Source organism: Ornithinibacillus salinisoli (assembly GCF_042684965.1).
In the GTDB taxonomy this organism is placed as follows: Bacteria; Bacillota; Bacilli; order Bacillales; family Amphibacillaceae; genus Ornithinibacillus; species Ornithinibacillus salinisoli.
The window spans coordinates 134887-161501 of sequence record NZ_JBHUMI010000015.1 but is presented as its reverse complement, the minus strand read 5'-3'; the positions used below and the strand labels follow the sequence as shown (position 1 = coordinate 161501).

The 26615-nt window shown below is 36.7% G+C and carries 29 protein-coding genes and 1 other annotated feature; of the genes, 8 read left to right on the top strand and 21 right to left on the bottom strand.

The features are described 5' to 3' along the window. Positions 1–189: 189 nt before the first annotated feature. From typA to ACFSTA_RS10600, 3 genes are all read right to left on the bottom strand, one after another. On the bottom strand, positions 190–2019 hold the full coding sequence (typA, locus tag ACFSTA_RS10610) for a translational GTPase TypA (protein WP_377556653.1): 1830 nt from the start codon (positions 2017–2019) through the stop codon (positions 190–192). An 80-nt stretch (positions 2020–2099) separates the two neighbouring features. Further along, positions 2100–3440 carry a sensor histidine kinase gene (locus ACFSTA_RS10605; RefSeq protein ID WP_377556652.1) on the bottom strand — a complete coding sequence of 447 codons (1341 nt, stop codon included), beginning with the start codon at positions 3438–3440 and terminating at the stop codon, positions 2100–2102. Positions 3441–3445: 5 nt separating this feature from the next. After that, positions 3446–4129 carry a response regulator transcription factor gene (locus tag ACFSTA_RS10600; protein ID WP_377556651.1) on the bottom strand — a complete coding sequence of 228 codons (684 nt, stop codon included), beginning with the start codon at positions 4127–4129 and terminating at the stop codon, positions 3446–3448. A 174-nt stretch (positions 4130–4303) separates the two neighbouring features. Between ACFSTA_RS10600 and ACFSTA_RS10595 the strand changes: the two genes are divergently transcribed. Together ACFSTA_RS10595 and ACFSTA_RS10590 are read left to right on the top strand one after the other, a co-directional pair. Continuing rightward, entirely contained in the window at positions 4304–5584 is a 1281-nt protein-coding gene (locus tag ACFSTA_RS10595) for a S1C family serine protease (protein ID WP_377556650.1), read from the top strand. Positions 5585–5687: 103 nt separating this feature from the next. Then, a complete protein-coding gene (locus ACFSTA_RS10590) occupies positions 5688–6476 on the top strand; it encodes a hypothetical protein (protein ID WP_377556649.1) in 789 nt (262 codons plus the stop codon). 881 nt (positions 6477–7357) lie between these two features. On the opposite strand, the gene ACFSTA_RS10585 is transcribed toward ACFSTA_RS10590, so the two are convergent. The 3 genes from ACFSTA_RS10585 to ACFSTA_RS10575 all read right to left on the bottom strand — a co-directional run bounded on the left by ACFSTA_RS10585 (position 7358) and on the right by ACFSTA_RS10575 (position 8886). Further along, the gene (locus ACFSTA_RS10585; RefSeq protein WP_377556647.1) at positions 7358–7561 is read right to left on the bottom strand and encodes a zinc ribbon domain-containing protein; all 204 of its coding nucleotides are present in this window, start codon (positions 7559–7561) and stop codon (positions 7358–7360) included. A 94-nt stretch (positions 7562–7655) separates the two neighbouring features. Further along, positions 7656–8345 carry a TraR/DksA C4-type zinc finger protein gene (locus ACFSTA_RS10580; RefSeq protein WP_377556646.1) on the bottom strand — a complete coding sequence of 230 codons (690 nt, stop codon included), beginning with the start codon at positions 8343–8345 and terminating at the stop codon, positions 7656–7658. Positions 8346–8436: 91 nt separating this feature from the next. After that, entirely contained in the window at positions 8437–8886 is a 450-nt protein-coding gene (locus ACFSTA_RS10575) for a GNAT family N-acetyltransferase (RefSeq protein WP_377556645.1), read from the bottom strand. Positions 8887–8917: 31 nt separating this feature from the next. Here ACFSTA_RS10575 and ACFSTA_RS10570 point away from each other — a divergent pair, with 31 nt between their 5' ends. Beyond that, positions 8918–9844, top strand: a complete 927-nt coding sequence (locus ACFSTA_RS10570; RefSeq protein WP_377556644.1) for an NAD(P)-dependent oxidoreductase — start codon at positions 8918–8920, stop codon at positions 9842–9844. 1 nt (position 9845) lies between these two features. On the opposite strand, the gene ACFSTA_RS10565 is transcribed toward ACFSTA_RS10570, so the two are convergent. The 3 genes from ACFSTA_RS10565 to ACFSTA_RS10555 form a co-directional block, all read right to left on the bottom strand. Continuing rightward, entirely contained in the window at positions 9846–10142 is a 297-nt protein-coding gene (locus ACFSTA_RS10565) for a hypothetical protein (protein ID WP_377556643.1), read from the bottom strand. Positions 10143–10153: 11 nt separating this feature from the next. After that, a complete protein-coding gene (locus tag ACFSTA_RS10560) occupies positions 10154–10825 on the bottom strand; it encodes a class I SAM-dependent methyltransferase (RefSeq protein WP_377556642.1) in 672 nt (223 codons plus the stop codon). Between the two features lie 76 nt (positions 10826–10901). After that, positions 10902–11099, bottom strand: coding sequence for a cold shock domain-containing protein (locus tag ACFSTA_RS10555; protein ID WP_021288643.1), 198 nt, complete (start codon positions 11097–11099; stop codon positions 10902–10904). Positions 11100–11440: 341 nt separating this feature from the next. Here ACFSTA_RS10555 and trhO point away from each other — a divergent pair, with 341 nt between their 5' ends. Continuing rightward, positions 11441–12409, top strand: a complete 969-nt coding sequence (trhO, locus tag ACFSTA_RS10550; protein WP_377556641.1) for an oxygen-dependent tRNA uridine(34) hydroxylase TrhO — start codon at positions 11441–11443, stop codon at positions 12407–12409. Positions 12410–12468: 59 nt separating this feature from the next. On the opposite strand, the gene ACFSTA_RS10545 is transcribed toward trhO, so the two are convergent. Beyond that, positions 12469–12969, bottom strand: a complete 501-nt coding sequence (locus tag ACFSTA_RS10545; protein WP_377556640.1) for a universal stress protein — start codon at positions 12967–12969, stop codon at positions 12469–12471. A 219-nt stretch (positions 12970–13188) separates the two neighbouring features. On the opposite strand from ACFSTA_RS10545, the gene ACFSTA_RS10540 reads away from it, so the two are divergent. Next, positions 13189–13668 carry a glutathione peroxidase gene (locus ACFSTA_RS10540; RefSeq protein WP_377556639.1) on the top strand — a complete coding sequence of 160 codons (480 nt, stop codon included), beginning with the start codon at positions 13189–13191 and terminating at the stop codon, positions 13666–13668. A 33-nt stretch (positions 13669–13701) separates the two neighbouring features. Here ACFSTA_RS10540 and ACFSTA_RS10535 read toward each other — a convergent pair whose 3' ends face one another. The 5 genes from ACFSTA_RS10535 to proS all read right to left on the bottom strand — a co-directional run bounded on the left by ACFSTA_RS10535 (position 13702) and on the right by proS (position 18780). Beyond that, positions 13702–14424 carry an amino acid ABC transporter ATP-binding protein gene (locus ACFSTA_RS10535; protein WP_377556638.1) on the bottom strand — a complete coding sequence of 241 codons (723 nt, stop codon included), beginning with the start codon at positions 14422–14424 and terminating at the stop codon, positions 13702–13704. Beyond that, the gene (locus tag ACFSTA_RS10530) at positions 14417–15076 is read right to left on the bottom strand and encodes an amino acid ABC transporter permease (protein WP_377556637.1); all 660 of its coding nucleotides are present in this window, start codon (positions 15074–15076) and stop codon (positions 14417–14419) included. The genes ACFSTA_RS10535 and ACFSTA_RS10530 overlap by 8 nt, the downstream gene beginning before the upstream one ends. A gap of 31 nt (positions 15077–15107) precedes the next feature. Then, complete coding sequence (locus ACFSTA_RS10525; protein WP_377556636.1) at positions 15108–15887, bottom strand: ABC transporter substrate-binding protein; 780 nt, start codon at positions 15885–15887, stop codon at positions 15108–15110. Positions 15888–15949: 62 nt separating this feature from the next. After that, positions 15950–17107 carry a M20 family metallopeptidase gene (locus ACFSTA_RS10520; protein ID WP_377556635.1) on the bottom strand — a complete coding sequence of 386 codons (1158 nt, stop codon included), beginning with the start codon at positions 17105–17107 and terminating at the stop codon, positions 15950–15952. 233 nt (positions 17108–17340) lie between these two features. Beyond that, on the bottom strand, positions 17341–18780 hold the full coding sequence (gene proS, locus ACFSTA_RS10515; RefSeq protein WP_377556634.1) for a proline--tRNA ligase: 1440 nt from the start codon (positions 18778–18780) through the stop codon (positions 17341–17343). Positions 18781–18834: 54 nt separating this feature from the next. Then, positions 18835–19046, bottom strand: a binding site (T-box leader). A 212-nt stretch (positions 19047–19258) separates the two neighbouring features. Here proS and ACFSTA_RS10510 point away from each other — a divergent pair. After that, positions 19259–19771: a hypothetical protein gene (locus tag ACFSTA_RS10510; RefSeq protein ID WP_377556633.1), complete on the top strand. Its 513-nt coding sequence runs from the start codon at positions 19259–19261 to the stop codon at positions 19769–19771. 682 nt (positions 19772–20453) lie between these two features. Here the strand turns inward: ACFSTA_RS10510 and thiD are convergent. From thiD to ACFSTA_RS10495, 3 genes are read right to left on the bottom strand one after another with little or no spacing between them, the layout of a single operon-like run. Beyond that, complete coding sequence (gene thiD / locus ACFSTA_RS10505; RefSeq protein ID WP_377556632.1) at positions 20454–21290, bottom strand: bifunctional hydroxymethylpyrimidine kinase/phosphomethylpyrimidine kinase; 837 nt, start codon at positions 21288–21290, stop codon at positions 20454–20456. 18 nt (positions 21291–21308) lie between these two features. Continuing rightward, on the bottom strand, positions 21309–21806 hold the full coding sequence (locus ACFSTA_RS10500; protein WP_377556631.1) for a DUF456 domain-containing protein: 498 nt from the start codon (positions 21804–21806) through the stop codon (positions 21309–21311). A gap of 6 nt (positions 21807–21812) precedes the next feature. After that, positions 21813–22436, bottom strand: coding sequence for a glycerol-3-phosphate acyltransferase (locus tag ACFSTA_RS10495; protein WP_377556630.1), 624 nt, complete (start codon positions 22434–22436; stop codon positions 21813–21815). An 89-nt stretch (positions 22437–22525) separates the two neighbouring features. On the opposite strand from ACFSTA_RS10495, the gene ACFSTA_RS10490 reads away from it, so the two are divergent. Both ACFSTA_RS10490 and ACFSTA_RS10485 read left to right on the top strand, forming a co-directional pair. Continuing rightward, positions 22526–23110 (top strand): M15 family metallopeptidase, encoded by a 585-nt coding sequence (locus ACFSTA_RS10490; protein ID WP_377556629.1) that lies wholly within the window; start codon positions 22526–22528, stop codon positions 23108–23110. Positions 23111–23186: 76 nt separating this feature from the next. After that, positions 23187–24161, top strand: coding sequence for a ring-cleaving dioxygenase (locus ACFSTA_RS10485; RefSeq protein ID WP_377556628.1), 975 nt, complete (start codon positions 23187–23189; stop codon positions 24159–24161). Between the two features lie 339 nt (positions 24162–24500). On the opposite strand, the gene ACFSTA_RS10480 is transcribed toward ACFSTA_RS10485, so the two are convergent. The 3 genes from ACFSTA_RS10480 to ACFSTA_RS10470 are packed head-to-tail and all read right to left on the bottom strand — an operon-like array spanning position 24501 to position 26595. Further along, positions 24501–25478: a Gfo/Idh/MocA family protein gene (locus ACFSTA_RS10480; protein WP_377556627.1), complete on the bottom strand. Its 978-nt coding sequence runs from the start codon at positions 25476–25478 to the stop codon at positions 24501–24503. A gap of 6 nt (positions 25479–25484) precedes the next feature. After that, positions 25485–25643, bottom strand: a complete 159-nt coding sequence (ytzI, locus tag ACFSTA_RS10475; protein WP_377556626.1) for a YtzI protein — start codon at positions 25641–25643, stop codon at positions 25485–25487. Positions 25644–25671: 28 nt separating this feature from the next. Continuing rightward, a complete protein-coding gene (locus ACFSTA_RS10470) occupies positions 25672–26595 on the bottom strand; it encodes a ketopantoate reductase family protein (protein WP_377556625.1) in 924 nt (307 codons plus the stop codon). Positions 26596–26615: the final 20 nt, after the last annotated feature.

The following is a 26615-nucleotide window of genomic DNA, read 5'->3' as shown; positions in this document are numbered from 1 at the left end:
AGAAAATGGAGCCTATTTTATAATAAACTTGGTTAAATGCTACTTGTAAAAATTTTGAAATTGCGGTAGGTGTATTAGAGTTACTCAAAAACTTGAAAAAAGTATTTGACATTGTACGCTAGACCATTAAAAAAGTCAGTCCCCTCTATTGCTCTTGGGGACTGACTTTTGGGTTGGATATGCTATAAATTATCCTAATTTTGTACGTTTAGCGGCTTTTTCACGTTCATTCTTATTTAAGATTTTTTTACGTAAACGAATAGATTCTGGTGTTACTTCACAGTATTCATCATCACTTAAATATTGAAGTGCCTCTTCTAACGACATATTTCTTGATTTTCGGATCGTTACGGTTTGATCCTTAGTTGCTGAACGTACATTTGTTAAGTGCTTCTCTTTCGTAATATTAACCGTTAAATCATTATCACGATTATGCTCTCCCACGATCATTCCGGAATATACTTCTGTACCTGGTTCTACAAAAATAACTCCACGATCTTCTAATTGCATTATACCATACGTGGAGGCTTTTCCGTTTTCTAGTGATACAAGTACACCTTGACGACGTCCACCAACTTGACCTTTAATCAAAGGCTCATAAGCTTCGAATGTATGGTTAATTATTCCATAACCACGGGTTTGTGACATGAATTCTGTAGAATAACCGATTAAACCACGTGAAGGAACTTTAAACTCTAAACGAACTTGTCCGTTACCATGGTTTACCATATCAAGCATTTCGCCCTTACGTTCACCTAGGGATTCCATAACAGCACCAGTATATTCTTCTGGAACGTCTACTTGTACACGTTCAACCGGCTCACATGGAACACCATCAATTTCCTTAATGATAACCTGTGGTTTTGATAATTGTAACTCATATCCTTCACGACGCATATTTTCAATTAAGATCGATAGGTGAAGTTCACCACGTCCTGATACAATCCATGCATCTGGTGAATCAGTAGGGTCTACGCGTAAACTAACATCTGTCTCTAACTGCTTCATTAATCGTTCTTCAATTCTACGAGAAGTAATATATTTACCTTCTTTTCCTGCAAATGGACTGTTGTTAACTAGGAATGTCATTTGTAATGTTGGTTCATCAATTCTTAATATTGGTAAAGCTTCTGGATGATCTACAGGACATATAGTTTCCCCAACGTTTATATCATCTAAGCCAGAAATTGCAACTATATCTCCGGATACAGCTTCTTCAATTTCCATTCGCTTTAATCCAAAAAATCCAAATAGCTTACTAATTCGGAATGCCTTTTTCGTTCCATCTTTTTTAATTACCACTACTTGTTGTCCAACAGAAATCTTCCCTCGAACAACTCGACCAATTCCAACTCTACCTACATAATCATTATAGTCCAATAAAGTTATTTGGAATTGTAATGGTTCATCACTTGTGTCTGCAGGTGCTGGAATATGATCTAATATTGTCGTAAACACAGGATCCATTGTTTCTTCCTGTTCGTCTGGTTCATTCCCAGATGTTCCATTTAACGCAGAAGCATATACAACTGGGAACTCTAATTGTTCATCGTCCGCTCCAAGTTCGATAAATAAGTCTAGAACTTCATCGATAACTTCTGTTGGTCGTGCATTTGGACGGTCGATTTTATTTAAAATAACGATTGGTGTTAACTTTTGTTCTAATGCTTTTTTTAATACAAAACGCGTTTGCGGCATTGTTCCTTCATAAGCATCAACAACTAATGCTACACCATCAACCATTTTCATAATACGTTCTACTTCGCCACCAAAATCGGCGTGTCCTGGCGTATCTAAAATATTGATTCTCGTGTCGTTATAGTTAATTGCTGTGTTTTTTGCTAATATTGTTATGCCACGTTCACGTTCTATATCGTCCGAGTCCATCGCTCGCTCATCCACATGTTCGTTTTCACGAAACGTTCCAGAGTATTTTAATAACTGGTCCACTAGTGTTGTTTTGCCATGGTCTACATGGGCGATAATTGCGATATTACGAATATCTTCTCTTAATTGCATAAAAGTACGCTCCTCTGTCATCACGAAATGATTCAAACCATACAATTATATCATATACTTTCAAATCTGTCTTACCTATTTCACGCTTGTCCATTAAATTGTACGGTAAACTTCGCTCCACCGAGCTGAGATTTATCTACTTCAATCTTCCCACCCGACTGCTCTATGATCGCACGAGCAATTGCTAAACCTAAACCTGTTTCCCCATTCTTACCTTTCACAAATCGATGAAAAATATGTGGTATTAATTCATCTGCAATCCCTTCACCATCATCTTCAATTATGATTTGTGTGCTTTGACGAGATTTACTTGAAACGGTTATATTTATTTGAGATGTAGCGTGGCGTACAGCATTAAAGCTTAGATTTAACAATGCCTGTAATATCTTTTCTTCATCAACAAACAAGTTTACATCTTGATCAACTTGATGGTGTAAATCAAGTTTCTTTTCATTTACAACAGGTAATATTCGGTCCATGACCTGATCAATCAACTCTTTGGCATTCACTTTCTCTCGCTTATATACTGACTGTTCACTCTCTAATTTAGCTAGTAAAATCATCTCATTGATGATCTTTTTTAATCTATTTACTTCCTTAACCATTACCTCAAGCCCTTTTTCTTCATCCTTTTCGTCAAAGATATGTTCCTTAATCCCTTCAGCATACCCCTGAATAGTCATTAAAGGTGTTTTTAGCTCATGGCTTGCATTTTGAAAAAAGGTTTGCTGTGAATTAATATACCGTTGTAACTCATTCGCCATATCGTAAACACTCTGTGCTACTTCTTTAATTTCACCAGTTGCCTTTATCGGTTTCACTTCATCGAATTTACGTTTTTCAATCTGTTTTAACTGCTCTTTTAACCGAGATAGTGGAGTCACCAGTTTATTCGTTAAAAAATAACTTAATAATACAGTTACCAATGCCCCAACTAAAAATACGATAAACATTCGTTGAATAAAGTTGTGTTGCACAACTTGAATATCCTGTAATGGTGTTAATAATATTAATTCCATCCCTAAACTTTCGGGATAGAACATAATTCGAGAAGTTACAAATTTATCGTTTCCAAATTCCCAAAGCTCCTTATTTGCATCCGAAAAATCATTTGCCGTAAAAAAGCCACTTACTACTTTATTAGACATGGTAGAAAAAAGGACTGTATGTTGCCGACGATCGTATAAAAATAATTGCAAATCCTGTTCTTGTAAAAAGGCATTTATTTCTTGAATATCCTTTCTAGTCCCATATGTCTCGTTGAGCACATTAACTAGAATTTCACCTTTTTGTTCCAACTGCCTTTGTTCATCCTGGATAAGTAAATCCAATATTAATGAATATATAACATAGCCAGTAACCGCCATAATAATAAGTAAAAGCGCAGTAAAAGCTGCATTTAGTTGATATTGAAGTTTCATATGCATTATTCCTCTTTAATTCGTAATCGATAACCAAATCCCCAAACGGTTTCAATTGGCATTTCTGATATTTTCTTGCGAATTCGCTTCACTAAATCATCGACAGCTCGGTCACTGCCATAATAATCCTCTCCCCAAACCCTCACCAATAGTTCTTCCCGTGAAAAAGCACGATTAACATTTTCAGCAAATAAGAGGATCATATCAAATTCCTTCGTTGTTACATCTTGTTCGATTCCTTCCCAAAAAAGACGACGATCATTTTTATGAATCACCAATGACCCTACCTTTACTTTATCTTGTATTTCCTGCCCTGAGTTTTCTGAAAGGGTTCGCTTAAATAAACGTTTAACACGGGCAACTAGTTCTCTAGGGCTAAAAGGTTTGGTTAAGTAATCATCCCCACCTAATTCCAGACCAAGTATTTTATCAATTTCTTCATCCTTGGCAGAAATAATAATAATTGGAACATTACTTTCATTACGGATTTTCTTACAAAACTCATAGCCATCCATACCCGGAAGCATAATGTCTAATATCCACATGTCTGGACGATTGTCAGCCCATAGTTGCAGTCCTTTTTCAGCGGAGTCCAACACCGTTACATCAAATCCTTCCTTCTTCAAAAAGGCAGAAACAATATTTTGGATGTTTTCATCATCTTCAACAATCCCAATGTGATAGTTCATTTTTGTTACACCCTCTCCGATCTTTCATCATATTACCTCTATTTTAAACAAGCTAACCATGTTAGGACAATTAAATCGCTATTTTACACATTTATTCCACAAAAATTCCAAAAGTATCACAATAACGATGGATATACTATACGTAGACATAATATTAAGAAAGGGTGTCAATGTATGGAACAAAATGAAAATAAATCAATGGAAGAAAACCAAATAGATACTACAAATACAGAAGAGGAATCATACGATGCTGACCTTACAAAACCAGCTCAACCCCCAATGAAAAATACGAGAAAAAGTAACTCGAAACGAAGTGGGCTATTTTCTGGAATGATTGGTGGTATAATTTCGGCAGGTATCGTCACAGTACTTTTTACATCTAATGTTATTCCTATCGATACGAATGAAGACAGTTCAAATTCATTATCTGTTCAAGAGGAGAGAGACCCAGGCATCGTTACAACAATGTCTGTAGATAATGAAGAGATTACCTCCTCCAATATTGAAGAAGTATCGGAGGCTGTAGTTGGTGTAATCAACTTAAAAAGACAAAGCATCTGGACTACTAGTGAAGAAGCAGGTGCAGGTTCTGGGATTATTTATAAAAAAGAAGACGGAAAAGCCTATATTGTAACGAACCAACATGTCGTTGATGGAGCTGAAGAAGTAGAAATTGTCCTCTCAAATGACGAGCGATTGCCAGCAAAAGTATTAGGTAGTGATGAGCTATCAGATTTAGCAATACTTGAAGTTGACGGAGGTAAAATTAATAAAGTAGCAAACCTAGGATCTTCCAGCGATATAAAAATCGGTGAAACGGTTTTAGCCATCGGAAATCCTCTTGGTATGGAGTTTGCTAATTCATTAACAAAAGGTATTGTAAGTGGTTTGAATCGCTCTGTAAGTGTCGATACGAATAGTGATGGTGTGGCAGATTGGATAACGGAAGTGATTCAAACAGATGCAGCCATAAATCCTGGTAATAGCGGAGGTGCATTGGTTGATGCAGAAGGAAATGTAATTGGCATTAACTCTATGAAAGTTGCACGTCAGGAAGTAGAAGGGATTGGTTTTGCCATACCGATCGATTCCGCTTTACCTATAATGGAACAATTAGAAACCGATGGAGAAGTATCTAGACCATTTATTGGTATCAGTACAGCTTCCCTGAACCAAGTACCACCACAGTATCGGAGTAATATTGAATTACCTGAAGAAGTTGAAGAAGCTATGGTTATTGCTGATGTTGAACAAGGATCACCCGCTGATCAAGCTGGATTAAAACAATTCGATGTCATTACAAAAATCAATGGAGAAAATGTTACTTCCATACTTGAATTGCGAAAGTATATGTATTCTGAAACAGCTGTTGGGGATACTGTTATGCTAGAGATCTACCGCGATGGTGAGAAGCATGATATAGAACTAACATTAACTGATCGTGAAACCATTTAAAGAAGGAGGCTCCTCCTTCTTTTTTTATTTACTTATTTTTTCGAATTATACTGATTTTTATAGTATGATAAATAATATAAAAACTAAAAAGGAAGTGTAGTTTATGCATTGTACGAATTGCGGTCAAGAGACCGAAACAGGAAAGTTTTGTACTAACTGTGGAACACCATTAGCTAATGAGGAAACTGCTGCAGCTACAGATTCAACAGCAAGCGACACACAACAACCTGTTTCACAGCAAGATTCTACGGATCAAGAGCAAACAAATGAAACGGTAGGAAAAATAAAAGCTGCTGGGGCTAATTTTGGCCATTTTTTTATGACCTTACTTAAAAGTCCTAGTGCAGCAAAAAAAGCAAACAGTAATGATTTGATTTCAGCCATTATTACAATTGTACTTTTTTCATTACTTATAGCGTTAGCGGTTTACTTCATGATACAGTCGGTTTCTGGATACTTTATGGATGCTTCGTTTTTAGAACACTTTTTAGTACCATTGTTATCCTTCGCTGTTATGTTTGGAGTTGTTGCTACATTAACTTTTGCAGGATTTAAGTTATCTAAACTGGAATCATCCTTTACGGAAGTTTTAGCAAAGTATGGTGCTTACTTAGTTCCATTTATGACTTTGTTAGTAGTTGGTGCAATACTTGCCTTAATTAAACTACCAACATTACCCGGTGCTATCTTGCTAATTAGTATCCTTGGTCCAATATTATTAGCACCGACATTTATATTTTTCGACCAAAAAGAAGGTAGCGTCGATCGGATATTTGTAATTTTTGGTGTGTCTGTAGTTTCATTAGTGGTATTTTACTTAGTCGTTGGTTCTCTTATTGAATCTGTATTAGGAGCAATGTTTGGTGGATTGTTTGGTGGCTTTGGTTTTTAAAAGAGAAATACAAACATACTAAGAAGTGGGTAAGGTCATCGACGGATGATTTTACCCACTATTTTTCTTTTAGAGACTGGAACATAATTTAAACCTTCGACTCTACATACGAACGATTTTACGGTTGGATATTTAGAATGTAACTTTTTCAATGGTAAGACGTTAATTCATAGTTGATGTAAAATGCGCAGTAACTGCTATGTGACTTCCGCTCCGGGCAGTCGCTTTCCGCGGGCACGGCCTCAGCTTCCTCGGAAGCAAAAACCGCTTCCTGCGGGATCTTCGGACACGTGCTGTTCCCGCAGGAGTCGACTGCCCTCCGCTCCAATCACTGTAACCAAAATATCTAATGCAATTCATATGTAATAAACATTTAATGTGAAGAAATAAAGAGATATTTCACATATTCTAGCGGAAGAAATACACGTAGACTCCGGCGGGAGGAAAGGCATCGGTGAGACCCCGCAGAACGGAGTTCGAGGAGGCTCACCAGCCGCCCGCGGAAAGCGAAGTGTATTTCTGGAGCGAGATTTGGTGCAGTATATTTAATCCTAAATTTCACCACGTTTTTCATATTAAATTGCTTCGCAGTCTATATATGATAAGCAACAAAGTACGAAAACAACCCAAAAGAAAAATCCCAACTAATTCGGTTCCTACTTAAAGAATGAACATAGTTCGGATTTTTCTTTAACTAAAACACTTTTGTTCCTGTCTCGTCTTTCTGTTTTTAACCAAAAGCTTTTTCTAGACATTAGCGAAGGAAATATGCTGCAGTAGACAGATTGTCTGTTACAATACTTCTCCCCTCAGCCTTTACCGTTCCCTAGAACAACTTTGGGTATTACTTATAGCAATAGCTACCTCAATGCGAAAAAAGCCTAACCGAAAAACAAGTCAAAAATATTGCTGCCTGTAGAGCTTTTCTTATTATAAAACTCCGAATATCCACAATCGGTACAATATACAACAATGAATTGATTATTTTGAACATCAAACATTTTGGATAACCCTGTTCCAGTCATAGCTACCTCTTTTTTATCAGCGTTAGTACTTCCACATTTAATACAACCGTTTTGACTCATAAGTATCACTCTCCTTATTATGTAATACGAAATAATTAAAGAAAGGTTTCATTGAAAGAAATGTGCACAACTACATTCATTGTGCACATTTCCTCTAGTCATTTTCGTTATACTCTTCTGCATATTCTTCTTCATATTTATTATGATTCGGCGTAACACCGGTAAACCTTCCATGTTCATCGGCTGCCAGAAATTCTTCTATATTTTCAGCGCTACTTACAATTTCATCACTATTCGGATACATTTCATTATACTGATCTTGATCTCCATAAAAATCTGAAGCTGTTTCCGATGTCCCATAACTACTCACTTCTTGATAGGCATCTTCCGCGTCGTAACCAACTTGTTCTTCATTAGTTACCTCATCAGGATTAATATTGGGGCTAAAAACTCCTTCTTCAACAGGTCGATTGCTCTCAAAGGTATTATTATTAGCATGCTGTACACAGCGATCAGTTGTCGGTACTGCTTCTAAACGTTCAATCGGTATATCAACCCCGCACTTACTGCATATACCATATGTCCCATCTTCAATGGCATGTAGTGCTTCATTGATTTCTTCTAGTTCCTTTTCAGCATGCTCATTTAATGCGACATCTTTTTCTCGTTCAAACAATTCTGTACCTAAATCTGCTGGGTGATTATCATAACTCGAAAGTTCACTCATCGATTCTTTAACTAATTCGCGGTCATTTCCAAAGTGATCCTGAACATGATTAATTAATTCGTTCTGCCGAGCTAATAATGCATTTTTAAATTGATTCAATTGATCCCTTGAAATCATTTCATTAGCCTCCTTCAAAGCTAAACTGCCGTAAAAACTTGTTGAAAAAGGTTGCTAATTATACTATGTGTAAAAGCACTATTATGATTCTTTATTTTTGTATTCGAAGCATGTCAATATGTGGAATACCATCCTCCAAATATTCTTCTGATATTTGTTCAAATCCTAAAGATCCATAAAAATGACGCAAATAAACTTGCGCTTCGATTTTAATTTGCTCCATTTTCCATTCCGTTGTTATATAATCAATCGCTTTTTGCATTAATTCACGAGCATAGCCATAGCCACGAAATTTCTTCACAACCATTACCCTTCCAATGGAAGCTTCATTAGGATATTTTAATCCTTTAGGCATCATTCGCACCGTCGCAGCAATTTCATCATTAATTTTCAAATAATAGTGCATGGAGCCTTGATCATAATTATCCAATTCTGGATAAGGACATTCTTGCTCAACAACAAATACATCCACTCTAGCTTTTAAGAGTTCATACAATTCACCGTTTGGTATTTCATTGAATTCTTTTAAGCACCATTCCATCTTATAACACTCCTTTGCAGGATATTATATAATGAATGTCGAAGGGATATATAGTAATTTAGCTAAAAAGGGAGTTAACTTTATGATTACAAAACAATCTACAATTGGATTTATAGGAACTGGTGTAATGGGGAAAAGTATGGTTAGAAACCTTCTAAATGAAGGCTATAACGTAAATGTCTTTACACGAACGAAAGCAAAAGCATTAGATCTAATAGAGGATGGAGCACAATGGAAAAATACGGTATCTGAAGTTGCCCAGTATTCAGATGTCATTATCACCATTGTCGGCTATCCAATAGATGTGGAAGAAGTTTATTTTGGATTAGACGGTATTATTGAAAATGCCAAACCTGGATCATATGTTATCGATATGACAACATCTAAACCAACTTTAGCTATAGAGATTTTTGAAAAAGCAAAAACCCGTAAAATACATGCTCTTGATGCACCCGTATCAGGTGGAGACATCGGAGCTAGGAGCGGAACCCTCGCAATTATGGTAGGGGGAGAAAAAGCTGCATTTGATTCCATTCTTCCTATTTTTAACGTACTTGGTGAAAATATAATTTTACAAGGGAAGGCAGGTGCAGGACAACACACCAAACTTAGCAATCAAATAACCATTGCCTCTAATATGATTGGAGTTTGTGAAGCAATTATATATGCTAAGAAAGCAGGTTTAAACCCTGATCGTGTTCTAGACAGCATCACAACAGGAGCTGCTGGTAGTTTTTCCCTGTCAAAACTAGGACCTCGTATGATTGATGGTGACTTTGCACCTGGATTTTATGTGAAGCATTTTATTAAAGATATGACAATCGCACTTGAATCAGCTAAAGAGATGGGATTATCTACACCTGGTTTATCCTTATCTCTAGAGCTATACAAGGAATTAGCTGCAAGAGGTGAAGAGGATAGCGGAACCCAAGCACTTATAAAATTATTCCAGCAATAGGCTATTTTCTTTTATCCATTTCACGTTGTACAAGAAAAGCCAAATCATCATTTCCGAAGAGTTGTAAGACATTTAATACCGTTTGGTCTGGAATGTCTTCCGACTCTTTTTTAGAAACAGTCAATTCCATCGCCTCGGTTAGTGCTTGATTCTTAATCTGATTGGGATATGCTTCTACATACAACTCCACAGGGTCTATATCATGATTAATACACCACTGGGCATATACTAAAATCATTATTTTTTCATCGTTTTTATAACTTTCAATTACTCTTTCTTCCATCTCATTTTTATCCACTTTTAATCCCCCTATTTTTGAAACATAAAAACCCACATAAACGTTAATGCTTGTTGTAACTCCAATGATAAACCATTGTAATGATGTTCTTGAACGCCTTGTTTGTATACACCAATGCCATCGATATATGTAAAGTTCATTTCCATAGCAAGTTTACTAAACTCCCATGGCATCATTGAATTACTTATCGTGCTTTCACCATAAAGACGACGATAACCATTTGTTCTAGGACCCGCAGTTGGACCTAAAATACCGATACACAAGTAACCATCTTTCTTCAATACTCGTCTAAGTTCTTGTAATGAATTAGCTGGTACCTCCGTCCATTCCAACACATTGATAGCTAAAACACCATCATATCTTCCCGAATCAAAGGGTAGGTCATTAACATCTCCTTGTAAAAACGGTATATCAGCTAATTTTTCTGTTGCTTTAGCAATCATCTCACTTGAAATATCAACTCCAGTAACATGATAACCTGATTGTTGTAGTTTATAGGATCCGTATCCATCACCACAGCCAACATCAAGTATATCACTCCCTTTTGTTATGTGTTTTTCAAAAAAAGGTACGATCTCTTTTCTACTACCTTGATCCCACATGGTTGTACTACGCTCACTCCAAAATTCTGCTCGCCCATCCCATTGTTCTTTCGCTACCTGATGCCAATCAAAAGAAGTCATGTCTCAATCTCCTCCTTATGCAAAAAAAGACCTATCCCAGAAGAGATAAGCCTTTTTATCTTTTATTATCTATTTATTATAGACGAGTTACGTTAGCTGCTTGTGGTCCGCGGTTACCTTCAACGATTTCAAATTCAACGTCTTGACCTTCTTCAAGAGTTTTGAAACCTTCCGCTTGGATAGCTGAGAAATGTACGAATACATCGTCTCCGTCTTCGCGCTCGATGAAACCGAAACCTTTTTCTGCGTTAAACCATTTTACTTTACCAGTCATGTAAATGACCTCCTTATACAAATATCGTGCAAAGTATAATTGAATCATTAATACTATTACACCACTTGTTAAAGAGATCGTAAAGTATTACAAATTTCAATTTCCTTTTGCACTTTTAACTTTACCTTTTTACGAAAGAAAATGCAAGTAAATCACAATTTATTTTATAAAAAAGTGATTTTCCCAAAAACAAAAAAATATTTCTCCATATGTATTACTTATTGGTATATTGAAAATCCAACTTGTTTTTGTTAAAATGGATTCTTGCAAGATTATAAAAATGAATATCAACTACCAAACATTTATATCTTGCAAATATGAATGGATAGGTGGTAATCACAATGGAAAATTATCGAATTTTATTGTACTACAACTATGTGCATATTGAAGATCCAGAGGCATTTGCTGCACAACATCTTCAATTTTGTAAGGACCTAGAATTAAAAGGTAGAATTCTAGTGGCCGAAGAAGGCATCAACGGTACTGTTTCTGGTACGGTTGAACATACTAATAAATACATGGAAGCTATGCGTAATGATCCACGATTTGCTGACATGGTATTTAAAGTGGATGAACACGATGGACATGCATTTAAGAAAATGCACGTACGTCCTCGAAATGAATTAGTTACACTTCGTTTAGACGATGATATTAACCCTCATGAAACAACTGGGAAATATTTAGAACCAAAAGAATTTTATGAAGCATTACGGGATGAAGATACCATTGTCCTAGATGCTCGTAACGATTATGAATATGACCTCGGGCATTTCCGTGGCGCTATTCGTCCAGATATTAAAACTTTCCGCGATCTACCAAAATGGGTTGAAGAAAATAAACACCTCATTGAAGGGAAACGCATTTTAACGTATTGTACTGGTGGTATTCGTTGTGAGAAGTTCTCTGGTTGGTTAGTAAAAGAAGGATTTGAGGACGTTGCACAGCTTCACGGCGGTATTGTAACATATGGGAAAGATCCTCAAGTACAAGGGGAACTATGGGATGGAAAATGCTATGTATTCGATGAGCGAATTTCTGTACCTGTTAATCAAAAAGAACATGTTATCGTTGGAAAAGACTATTTTGACGGAGAGCCATGTGAACGCTATGTAAATTGTGCAAACCCTGAATGTAATAAACAAATACTCTGCTCAGAAGAAAATGAGCATAAATATATGCGTGGATGTACACATGAGTGTCGTGTAAGCCCACGAAGCCTTTATGTGAAAGAGCATGATCTATCACAAGAAGAAATTCAACGTAGATTAGACATTATTGCTGAAGAAGATAAAGTAAAACAAGAAGCATAAGTACTGGACGATCTTTTGTTCAGATTCAGAGGCTGCCGAAGTAGGCAGCCTCTTTATTATTACTTCACAACTAATACAGAACAATTTGCTTGATTTGTTACTTTATTACTCACACTTCCAAGAACTAACTTTTTCATACGACTTAATCCCCTGTTTCCTATGACGATAAGATCAAATTGGTTTTTCTCCGCATAATCACACAGCTCATTAGCAGGATTACCAGATAACACTTCGTAGTCTACATCAATTACTTTTGACACCCTCACCTTCGCATCTGCTATTACCTTATCTGGAATTGAATCCACCACTTCAGCATGTTCTATTTGTTTGGGTACTGGGCCTGGCCCGATATAAGTTTGCGATTGATATAGGTTTAGATCGTCTGTAGGAGTAGGTGAAGCACCGGGTGTCACAACGTTATTTCCAGATGAACGTTCGTGCACATAAACAACGGTTAAACGTGCCTTATTATTCTTCGCTAGGGTCTCAGCTGTTTTTAAAGCTTCCACACTATTATCAGATCCTTCAAATGCTACTAAAATACTTTCAAAACCACTCATACTGTACACTCCTTTTCATTCGAGTATTTGGATGTGTTAGTATGTATATAGACGATTTCCTACCATGTTAATCTTTCATTCCCATTACGAATACATTACGCTTGTAATGTATCCCCTAATATACGAATAAAGATCAGTGCATAACCAAGCAAATTAGAATGAATATTTTGACGCTTCATCTAAGAATCTGCTATGGTTAAAAAAAAGGAGGAAATACCTGTGAGCGTACATGATTACTCAGCAATTACTATAAATGGAGACATGAAACATTTATCGGATTATAAAGGAAAAGTAATTCTTATTGTGAACACGGCAAGTGAATGTGGTTTCACCCCACAGTTTACTGGTCTGCAGAAATTATATGATGACTATAATGATCAAGACTTTGAAATTTTAGGGTTTCCTTGTAATCAATTTGGCAATCAAGATCCAGGATCTAATGAGGATATCGGATCCTTTTGTCAAAAAAATTACGGTGTCACATTTCCAATGTTTCAAAAGGTAGATGTAAAAGGTGATCATGCACATCCGCTTTTTACATACTTAACGAGTGAAGCAAAGGGATTACTGACAAAGGAAATCAAATGGAACTTCACCAAATTTCTAGTAAGCAAGAATGGTGAGGTTTTAAATCGCTACGCCCCTCAAACGAAACCAGAGAATCTGAAAGAGGATATAGAGAAAGCACTACATACTTAAAAGCGTTGTGAGCAGAGACTCACAACGCTTTTTTTATAATATCTTCTCTAAGAAATCCCTTGCTCTTGTAGTTTTAGGATTCACGAAAAAATCTTTGGGACTTCCTTCTTCCATTAATTTACCGTCATCCAAAAATATAATGCGATCTGCCACTTCACGAGCAAAATTCATTTCATGTGTGACTACAACCATGGTCATCCCTGTACTGGCAAGGTCTTTCATCACATCCAATACTTCTTTTACCATCTCTGGATCAAGTGCAGATGTCGGTTCATCAAAAAGCATAACCTCTGGTTCCATAGCTAATGCACGAGCAATTGCTACTCGCTGTTTTTGCCCCCCAGATAAACGATTCGGGTAGGCAGCTTCTTTATCTGTTAGGCCGACTTTCGCTAATAATTTTTGACCAATCTTTACAGCTTCATCTTTTTTCCGCTTCTTCACTTTTATTGGTGCATAAGTAACATTTTCTAACACCGTCATATGCGGAAATAAATGAAAATGCTGAAACACCATACCAATATTCTTACGTATTTCCATCTTATTTACTTTGGAATTTGTTATTTCCTTATCATGAAACCACACTTCTCCTGATGTCGGGTGTTCCAACAAGTTTAAGCATCTTAAAAAAGTAGACTTACCAGAACCAGAAGGACCGATAACTGCTACTACTTCCCCTTGATCTATTGAAGTTGAGATTTTTTCAAGTACTGTATTCCGATCGAATTTTTTCGTTACATTCATTGCATTAATCACTGTATCGCATCCTCCTTTCCACCAGACTACCGATATTTGTAAGGATAAATATCATCACCCAATAAATAACTCCTGCAAATAACAAAGGTTCAAAGTTCCGGTATAAATCTGCACCTACAATTTGTGCTCGTCGCATTAGATCTAAATAGCCTATTGTGGAAACCAGTGCTGATTCTTTGGTTAAGGTAATAAATTCATTCATTAATGCCGGTAAAATATTTTTTAATGCTTGTGGCAATATAATGTTTATCATCATCGGTTTATATGGAACACCAAGTGCCTCTGCCGCTTCCGTTTGTCCTTTATCAACAGCCATAATTCCGGCACGAATAATCTCAGATACATAGGCAGCAGAATTCAGGCCAAATGCTAACACAGCAGATAAAAACTCCGATATATCATAGCCAGTTAATTGCGGAACAGCAAAGTATATAATCATCAATTGCAAAATTAATGGTGTTCCTCGAAAAATTGATGTATATGCATCTGCTCCCCATTTAAGAAATCGCTTTTTGGTAATTTTACATAATGCTAATAACGTTCCTAGCGCTAACCCTACTACAATTGATACACTAACAAATTTTAATGTAGCCCATATTCCTTCCAGTATAAAAGGAATATAAGGCACGATTTGGCTAAAGTCCAAATTCATGCCTTAACACCTCTCCTTCTAGTTGCCATCCTTATTCATAATCTGATAACCATTTATCTTTTAGTTCATCCATTGTTCCATTTGCTTTTAACTCTTCTAAAATGCCATTTACTTTTTCGACGAGGTCGCTACCTTTTGGAAAAGCAACTCCCATACCAGGTGAACTGGTTGTTGGGTCATCGAAACCAACAAAACCTTGTGAATCCATATAGCCCGTAGCCACTGTTTTATCCATATATCCTACATCAATACGATTGGAGTTGAGTTCTTGAATCAAAATACTTGCATCATCAACCTTCTTTACTTCAAATCCATATTCCTCACTTAAAAGATCTGCCCCTTCTTCTTGGATCGTTCCAAGCTGAACACCAACTATCTTTCCTTCTAAATCTTCCAAGCTATCAATTCCCGCCTCGGCTTTGGAGATCAGCATTTCACCGGAACGATGATATTCTGTTGAGAAATCAACGTTCTTACTTCGATCTTCCGTTGCACTCATACCAGCCATAACCATGTCCACGCGCTCAGCTTGCAGTGCTCCAACCAAACCATCAAAATTCATATCTTCAATTTCTAATTCATACCCTAATTCTTCGGCAATAATTTGCGCTATTTCAATATCAAATCCTTCAAAATTGCCTTCTGTGTCATATGACTCGAAAGGTGGAAAATCTGCTGATGTCGCCATTTTAAGGGTACCTTTTTCCTCTTGTTCTTGAGATGATGACGTGTCTTCACCTTCAGATCCACATGCAGCTAATATACTAATCATGAATACGATCATAAGTGCTTGAAACATAAAATTTTTCATCCTAAATCTCTCCTCATACTAATTTATTTTTAATAATACTTATACATTTTTATGTATAATAATTAATTACTTTGAAATTCATCTTTAATAGATTTAAATAAATCCAAATCTGTTAATATATCATAACCTGTACAAGCAAGTGCCAAAGCACCAGTAATTAACGTACGATGACCATCAGCAGTGATCGTTTGATCTGCAAATTCCTTGGTATGAGCTACTAATCCTGGTCTATTCAATCCTATATACGGATGAATTGCAGGAACTACATGACTAACATTCCCCATATCTATGGAACCGTAACTCTGCTTCGCTTGTAGTACTGGAAGGTTCGTAGATTTTTCCAGGTTGTTATTAAATGCTTTAGATAGTGCTTGATTAGTATGCATATCATCATAACTTAACTCATAATTAGAAATCTCTAGGGTTGCCCCTGTCATTATGGAAGCACCTTCCGCGATATTTTTTACTTTTTGTACGACTTGATTCAAATAAGATCGCTCTTTTGCACGAATATAGAATTGAGCAACAGCATAATCAGGAACAACATTGGCCGCCTGACCTCCTTCTGAAATAATTCCATGAATACGCACATCTGGTGGGAGGTGTTCGCGTAATGCATTTATTCCATTAAAAAGCTGGATAACACTATCTAATGCATTAATCCCTTTTTCAGGTGAAGCAGCAGCATGGGATGACTTACCGGAAAAGGCAAATTGAAGGGCATCCATTGCAAGTGATTCACCACTCTCATATGATTGATCACTAGGGTGAAGAATCATAGCTACATCGATATCATCAAAAATTCCTTGCTCGCTCATTGGTACCTTTGCTCCGTTAGTTTCTTCAGCAGGTGTACCTAAAACTATAATACTGCCTCCTATTTCATCAACAAGCTTACTAAGTGCCACACCTGCCCCTACGCTAATTGTCCCAATCAAGTTATGACCACAACCATGGCCAACACCTGGCAGCGCATCATATTCCGCTAAATAGGCAATCGTTGGACCTTGTTTTTCACTTTTATATTCCGCTTTAAAAGCTGTTGGTCTATTAACGACACCTATATCTACTTTAAAATCATGGTTCAGTAAGAAGTCTGTTAATACCTTCATGGATTGAAATTCTTGGTCTCCTAGCTCTGGAATTTCATAGAGATGATCACTCATCCCTATGAGCTGTGATTCTATCTTTTTAAGTTTAATGCTTAGTTGTTCATTCATATTTATTCACCTTTTTGTATATTTATTAATTTATGTGTATATTTATACCATGATATAGGTAAAAAGTGCAATAGTTTTTTTCATTTTTTATATGAATATTTTCCTGCTATCTCGTGATTGCGTTTTCAAAGTGAACGAAAAAAGTAAGGACGGGGTTACGTTATAAAGGTGGAAATGAAGGATGAGGGGATATAAAAAAGAGCTTGGCGTCGCCAAGCTCTTTCAAATAGGCTTTAATATGCTTTTGCCCAATAAACTAATTCCTTCGCTTCCTGACCACAGCATACACAAGTATCTGCTACACGCTCTTGTTCAAAAGGTATACAGCGTGAAGTTGCAGTTGTGTCTTCTTTGATTTTTTCTTCGCAAGCAACATCGCCACACCACATTGCTTTTATGAATCCACCTTGTTGATCAAGCGTTTGTTTAAACTGCTCCATATCCGTTGCTACGGAAGTCATTTCGTTACGATAAGCTAGTGCTTTATCGTATAAATTTTGCTGAACTTCTTCTAATAGAGCAGGTAAGCGTTCTTCTAAATCACTTAGCGCAACAAATTCCTTTTCTCCAGTATCACGTCGTACGAGGACTACTTGTTCTTTTTCAATATCTTTTGGTCCCATTTCAATTCGAACTGGGATTCCTTTCATTTCATACTCATTAAACTTCCAACCAGGCATTTTGTCACTGCCATCGATATCAACACGAACAAGTCCTTTTAATTGATCCCGTAAATCATACGCCTTATCCAATACGCCTTCTTTGTGCTGTGCAATTGGAACGATCATAGCCTGGGTAGGAGCAATTCGTGGTGGAACTACTAAGCCACGATTATCGCCGTGTACCATAATCAAGGCCCCCATTACACGTGTGGATAATCCCCAAGAAGTTTGATGTACATGTTGACTATCTCCGTTTTCATCTAGATACGTAATATTAAACGCTTCAGCAAAACCTGAACCAAAATGATGGGAAGTCCCAGATTGTAGCGCTTTTCCATCATGCATTAAGGCTTCAATTGTTAAAGTATATTTCGCACCAGCAAATTTTTCTTTGTCCGTTTTTCTGCCACGGTAAACTGGAATCGCCAAGTATTTTTCTACCAGATCTGCATATACTTCAAGCATTCTGTCTGTCTCATTTGCTGCGTCTTCATCCGTTGCATGTGCGGTATGTCCTTCCTGCCAATGGAATTCTGATGAGCGTAAGAACGGGCGTGTTGTTTTTTCCCAACGTACGACATTTCCCCATTGGTTATACAGCTTTGGTAAGTCTCGATAAGAGTGTATATTTTTAGAATAATATTCACAGAACAACACTTCCGACGTTGGGCGAACCGCAATACGTTCTTGTAATTCTTCTTCCCCACCATGTGTGACCCAAGCAACCTCTGGAGCAAATCCTTCCACATGATCTTTCTCTTTCTGAAGAAGGCTCTCTGGAATAAATAAAGGAAAGGCTACATTAGAATGCCCTGTATCTTTAATCATTTGGTCTAATTCATTACGTACATTTTCCCAAATTGCAAATCCATAAGGCTTAATAATCATGGTTCCTTTTACTTGACCGTAGTCAACTAATTCTGCTTGTTTTACGACATCGGTATACCACTGGGCAAAGTCATCTTCCATTGCCGTAATTTTTTCTACAAACTGCTTATTTTTCTTACCCAAAGCAAAACACCTCTTTATATAATTTTTTTATGAACACAAAAAATCCTCCATCCGAAAAGGGACCGAGGTCTGGTGGTACCACCCTTGTTTATAGCCTAGTTTCATAGGCTATACACTTTGCTTGATAACGGTTATGAACCGCGCGCATCTTTTCGGATGGCGAACTCCAAGGCAGGTTCTAATTCATGTCTTTGGAAAGTTTCAGCAAACCTTTCCTCTCTGTAAAAGACAAAACGAATTATACTAATCCTTTTCAACGTTTCCTTATATTAATTTTAAATATATAGGTCACAGATAGCAAAGTCAAGCGTTAAATTAAGCTTTTGTTTCATGTTTATAGCAATATATTGTTTTCCTGTCAAAATGCCATCTATAAGTTCGATTCCCTCCCTGCCATCACTTATAATTATAATTGAAAAATTGAAGTCATTTGAAACCATAGGGTATTTAGCTACGTATAAAGATTAGGAGGGTTTTTATGAGTGAATCTATATATTTTAATGATAACTTTTTTTCAGCAGGGGAAACAGAGATCTATAATGAAAAAAAGGAAAGAATCGGTCATTTGGATTTGAAAAGTGCTTTTTCTTCCAGTGTAGATATACTTGATACGGATGAAAATATCCATTTTCAAGGCTACTTCCCTTTTTTCTCCAATAAATGGAATATAATAGATGGCAATGAAAAAGAGCTTGGAATTCTTAGAGCACGATTTTCCTTATTTACAAAGGCATATGAATATGATGCGTATAATAGAGAAGTATTCAAAATTGAGTCTGAAGCTTTTTCTCGTGAGTATACAATCTTCAACCAAACCGGAGACACTGTATGCCATTTTAAAAAGGTGAATAACTTTTTGGAATCTCCTGCATTTCAATTAACAGACTTTACAGAGAGCATCTCCACTTTTGAATGGATAGCAGTTGTCATGGGAGTCAATGCCATACAAAAACGCAGAAACTCATCCGCAGCTTCCCATGGCGGAGCGTAATCTATACTATGAGGCTGGACAAAATGTTTTAATCAATAAAACATCCTAACTATGATTCAAAATTCTTCAATTAGAATTCGAACTAGTTTGGGTTCTTCTTTTGGGTTGTTTTCGTACTTTGTTGCTAATCATATATAGACTGCGAATTAACTTTTGTGTAGATTTACTTTGACAGTCTAATTCAATAGTGTGCTACAAAGCCACTCCGTCAAAATACTTCGCTGATGGTTATCTTCTGATTATGAATGGTGTTAGCCCATGCTATTAGTGCTTTGTGGTGTTCTTTATGATGGAACTGAACACATGCCATGAAATTGCAACGCACTATTCTAGCGGAAGAAATACACGTAGACTCCTTGAAAAAGAAAACCACTTTTTTTGCGTGCGATGTGTCGCTGACGTAGCGTTCCTTGTCCTGCGGGAGGAAAGGCATCGGTGAGACCCCACAGTGCGTAGCACGAGGAGGCTCACCAGCCGCCCGCGGAAAGCGAAGTGTATTTCTGTAGCGAGGTAAAGGCACCAACCAACATATTAAGTTACTTCGCATTTTCCATCAACTAAGAATTAAGGCCATACCGTTGACAAAATAACATTCTAAACTTCTAATCGTATAATCGTTCGTCATTAGATTCGAAGGTTTTAGTTATGTCTCAGCCACTACTCTATACTAAAAGCATGTAAATCATCCTTTACATGCTTTTACTTTTACATTATATGATTCCTTTTTGTTTCTCATTGCCGCATGATACGTAGGTCCGACAATATCTGTATAGGAGAATCCATAGGCAATAGCAGTTGTTACAAACTCCTTAGCTGACCGAACAGCATCTACAAGAGGTAAACCTTTCGATAAAAAAGCTGTAATTGCAGCTGAATAGGAGCATCCTGCACCACTCGTATTTACCGTATTGATACGAGGTGCTTCCAACATCGTTAATGTTTCTCCATCATACAGCACATCAATCGCAGGACCTTCTAGTCTTCCACCTTTAACTAAAACAGCCTGTGAACCCATCTGATGAAGATCGACTGCTGCTTGCTTAACTTCTTGAAGTGTCTTTATCGGCCGACCATTCAATAAAAGTGATGCTTCTGGCATATTTGGCGTGATAATAGTAGCCATTGGTAATATTGCTTCTTTTAACAAGGCGATAGCATCGTCAGCCAATAATTTGGAGTTCATCTTTCCGACCATAACGGGGTCAACTACAACATGCTGAACAGATGACTGTTCCATCAGGCTAGCGACAAGTGTGATGATCTCCTTTGAAAATAACATTCCTGTTTTTATCGCATCGATCCCTACTTGCTCCATCGCTGTTAGAAATTGAGCTTCAATTGCCTCTAAAGTTTGTAAATGGATATTTTTATTTGTTTTCGGATGTCTACCAACAATTGCAGTCACTACGCTCATGCCATAAACATCTAATTCCTGAAATGTTTTCAAATCTGCTTGTATACCCGCACTTCCGCCTGCAGCTGATCCAGCTATTGTCATTACTCTTGTAGGTAATTTCATATGAATATCCCTGCCAATCTAAAATATTACAACGATAAAAAACCAGATTATCATAATAAGTTGAATGAATATTTTAGCAAACGTACCTCCTAAAAATCCTAATAATGAACCAATTGATGCACGAATTGCTTCTTGTGATGAGCGTTTTTGCATCATTTCAATGACAAAAACAGCTAGAAAAGGAATGATAATTATGCCAAATGGTGGATATATAAAGGAACCAATAATTACTGCAATCGCAGCACCGCGTTCCCCCCATTTGCTACCACCGAACTTTTTCACAAAGTAACTGTTAGCGATGATATCTGCTACAATCAACACCACTGTAAATACGAACATAACAGTCCAGAATACAAAGTTGAGTTCGTTTCCATTAATAACAAAGTGATACAGAAGAAAGCCTACCCATAATACAAGTACGGAAGGAATTAATGGAAAAATTACTCCTATAAAACTTAATAAAAATAATATAATGATAACAATCCATATTGCGATATCCAGTTTAATTTCCTCCAATCGTTACTACTCTGTTTGTTTTTTAAACATACTAGAAAGCTTTTTTTCTTCTTTGTTCATTATTCTTTTGTAATTTTCTACATGTTTCATTATGCTAAGAACTGATAATAGTACTACAATCATCGTTGGCTCGATCCCAAAAAAATAATACGTTGAAATTAAAAATGAAAAATACATAAATAGAACACCAATGACTAGATAATCTGTAGCGATAGTAAATATCAAAAGTATGCCAATACCAATTACGGCTATTTTCCAATCAATTGCAAGTAAAACACCGACCAATGATGCAGTTCCCTTTCCACCACTAAATTTCATTGTAATAGGGTAATTATGTCCTATTATAATGAAAAATGCTGTAAGGTATACTAAAAGAGTTTGTGTTTCACCATAGATTCCATTTTCATTTAAAATATATAAAACGAGTAAAATTGCTGCAGTTGCTTTAAATATATCAATAAGTGCGACTAAAATTCCATATTTCCAGCCCAGCAAAATCGTGGTATTGGAAGCACCGGCATTTTTAACACCAGATTCTTTTATATCAATTCTTTTCATCTTCCCAACAACTTGGGAACCATGAATACATCCGAATATATAGCCAAGGAAACAAGCTATAATAAAATACATCCTTCCACCCCCTCATCATTATTATAACGTAATTAACAAACGAAAATAGTAATTTTAAAGAAATATATATCCAATCTCATGATGGAGTGATGAATTTGAAAATAATCAAAAACCTAATAACTACCATAGTAATTGTCTCCCTTTTTCTTGCTTTCATCTTATTTTTATATCAATTCTTAGGATATGATCGCTATTCATTCGAAGGGGAAGATGCATCGATGCCGACAGAGCTTCATCCCCTTATAGCTAAAAAAAAGGAGCAATTAATAAAGGAGGCAAAAAATCTAGAAATTACCGTTGTGATTACAGAATCGATTCGGACGATTGAACGTCAGGATGAGCTATATACGCTTGGCCGAACAAAGGAAGGAAATATTGTCACCTATGCTAAAGGCGGGGAGTCATATCATAATTACGGATTAGCAATCGACTTTGCCATTATGAAACATAAAGATGAATTAACTTGGGATATTAATTATGACGGTAATGAAAACGGAAGTTCCGACTGGTTTGAAGTAGCAGACATTGCCAAAGAACTTGGATTTGAGTGGGGTGGAGATTGGAGTAAATTCAAAGATTACCCTCATTTACAAATGACTTTTGATTTGAGTATTAAACAACTTCAACGAGGCATCCGTCCAAAGGAAGATCTTGATCATCATGATGCAAGATAATAGCATGTTGCATGATTTTTTACTAAACTAAAATTATCTCGAATTCAAACTATTTTCCCGATAAGGAGGTAAACGTATGGAAATAAAAGGTATACACCATGTATCTGCCATCACTGCAAACGCAAAAGAAAATTACCATTTCTATACCGAGGTTTTAGGAATGAGGTTAGTCAAAAAGACTGTGAATCAAGATGACACATCCGTTTATCATTTATTTTATGCAGATGAAGTTGGCAATCCTGGTACGGATCTTACTTTTTTTGAAATCCCAAATGCAGGTACGACATATCCAGGTATAAGTAGTATTTCCGGAACCTCGCTACGCGTTCCTAACGATGCTGCTTTATCTTACTGGCAGGAGCGTTTCGATAATAATGGCGTCGAACATCATGGCATATCCACTCAAGGAGATCGAAAAGTAATTCATTTCCGTGACCCAGAAAAACAACGATTGACGCTTATTTCCGATGAAAATAACCAAGGAGTACCCAGTGGGAAACCTTGGGCAAAAAGTAGGGCATCAATTGAACATGGCATAACTGGTCTTGGCCCTAGCAAGCTAACGGTTCAAAATCCTGATCCTACGGTGAAGGTATTAACCGATTTACTAACATTCACACAAACGGGAAGTTATCCTTCCTCAATAGAAGGGCAAGAGGACATATTAGTATTTTCTACAGGTGAAGGTGGAAATGGAGCTGAAATTCATCTAGAAGTAAGAAATGATTTACCTCGTGAAAGACCAGGACGTGGAAGCGTACATCACGTTGCTTTTCGTGTTGAAAATAAAGAAGAACTTGCGGAATGGCGCGACAGACTACGTCAAGCTAGAATTCCTAATTCTGGTTTAGTTGATCGTTTTTACTTTCAGTCACTCTATTTTCGAGAACCGAACGGAATTCTTTTTGAGCTAGCAACGGATGGACCAGGGTTCGCGACAGATGAGGATGTGGAACATTTAGGAGAATCTCTAGCACTACCGCCATTTTTTGAAGAGCAACGCACAGAAATTGAAGCCAAATTAAAACCATTAGACACAAAACAACCTTAAGGATTTATTCCAAACACTACGTCCTATCCGCAGGAGATGGACGTAGCTTTCTAGTAAAGCGGTCACTGCCATGAACGACCGTTTGGCTCTTTTTTCTCTTCATTCGGGCTTTCATCACTGCTATGAACGACCGTTTAGCTCTTTTTTCTGAAGCGCACCATCTTTTTAGTTTCTTCGCATTCTATATAATACGAAAACACAAAAAAAATCCTAACTAATTCGAATTCTATTTGAGAATTGAATGATAGTTAGGATTTTTCTTTGACTAGAACACTTTTGTCTCTGCCTCTTCTAAACGGAACTACTTAATTAACGATGCAATTTAATTTATTGTCAGGTTTATTCTCCAGGAAAAACAATTTGATTATCTTTCCTTACTTTTTCTGTCCACTTCGCTACATTTTTACTTCGATCCATCCACTTTTCAAAACTAGTTCTATCATTATTCTCTACCATTTGTATAAATGCGTTTATTTCGTAAACCATATCTAATCCAAGTTGAGATACTGCTAATTGTTCCTTATCCTTTGTAAATCGATTAAAGAATGTGATTTCATTGATTGGCGAAATGTGATCTACTGTTAATGTACCATCTTCTCCGTGAAATTCTGATGGAACGGTACCTTGGGCAATTTTTGAGCACATGATCGTAACATTAAAATCTTGATAGGTTAATACTAATGTTCCGCTTCCATCAATACCATTGGATAATCGGACTGGAAAGTAGTGTACTTCAGCTGGTGTACCAAATAAATCTATGGTCATACTTAATGGGTACACACCTAAATCCATCAATGCGCCACCAGCGTATTTTCCAGAGAATACATTCGGTGTGTTTCCTTCCTTAAAGGAATCATATTTTGATGAGTACTGGATATACTGCATGAAAACACTTCGAATTTTTCCAACTCGATCTAAGTTCCGTTCTAGTATTTGATAGTTAGGAGAATATAAATGTCGATACCCTTCAAACACAAAAACGTTGTGTTCATTTGCCTTTTCTTTAATTATCTGTACTTGCTTTTCTGTGTAGGCCATTGGCTTTTCAGAGAATACATGCTTTCCATGTTGTATGCACGTTAGCACATGTTCAAAGTGCAGGATATTTGGAGATGCTACATAAACAAAATCAGACTCATCATGAAGAATATCATCCAAATCCGTGTACCAATTTAAAGCACCATTCTTTGTTGCAAATCTTTCAGCAGCCTCTTCTGTTCTCGAATAAATGGACACAAGCTGTAACTCCCCTTGCTCTTTTGCTGCACGTATAAACATTTCTGTGATCCAGCTCGTACCTATTGTTGAAAACTTCATATTTACTTACTCCTTTGAATCCTCGTCTTTTGTTTGTTCATGCTGACTATCTTGCGGCAAAGGATCTATTGTATGTTTATACGCATAACCTTTGGACGTTGTAATAAGGGATAGTGTTAAGATCGCTAGAATAATTATGATTGCTAGTATGATGTAAAAGGTCATTTGTGTTGTCACTCCTCTTTAGTTTCTATTACGTATTATCCGGTACTTCAAATGGTTTAATCATTCCATAGACAGCTTCTAAATAGGGTACATCTATTCCCTTTGCTTTAGCTAATCGTACAGCACCACCATGTAAATGTTCTAATTCAAGTACTAATCCTTTTCGTCTATCCTGGTGCATCGATGAAGTACCTTCTTCCGGAATATTCATCAACTGTGATTTTGCCACTTCAATATCTTTATCAGTAACGTGTACATGATACGCATTTGAAATGTACTTCATTTCTTGCAAAATCATTTCAGCAATGCGAAATGTTGCTGGATTGGAACGAACAGGACCGATTGCTAAATTAGTTGCAGTCGTAATTCCAGAAAAAGCATTAATAAACATATACTTTTTCCAAAGCTCATGTAAGATATCCTTACTGTTTACAACATCTATATTTGCATTTGAGGTTAGCTCCTCCAATTGATTGCAAATAATAGTTTGTGTTGGTTCCAATGCTCCAAAGACTAATTGATGGAAATTACTATTATGTTCCACATGTCCATGATCATTTAGTGTTGCCATAATAAAGGACAAACCACCAATTACAAAATCTTTCCCTAGCTCTGCTTGTAATATGGAGATATGTTCTATTCCATTTAAAACCGGTAAAACATGAGCACCTTTTTTCTTTAATTCTTTTAAACTTTCCAATGTACCTTCTAAATGGTATCCTTTCACACTTAAAAATACGAGATCAACAGAATCAATTTCTGCTACATCTGTTACAATTTTGGGGTCGTTGAATGTATAATTTCCTGTTGCGCTGTTTATCGTTACTCCGTTGTCTTGTATCTGCTTTGCTCTATTCTCCCGTACTAAAAACGTGACATCAGCACCTGCTTCCTCAAAACGAGCACCAAAATATGCACCAAGTGCACCAGCACCAATTACAACTATCTTCATACAAAAACCTCCCTCAATGT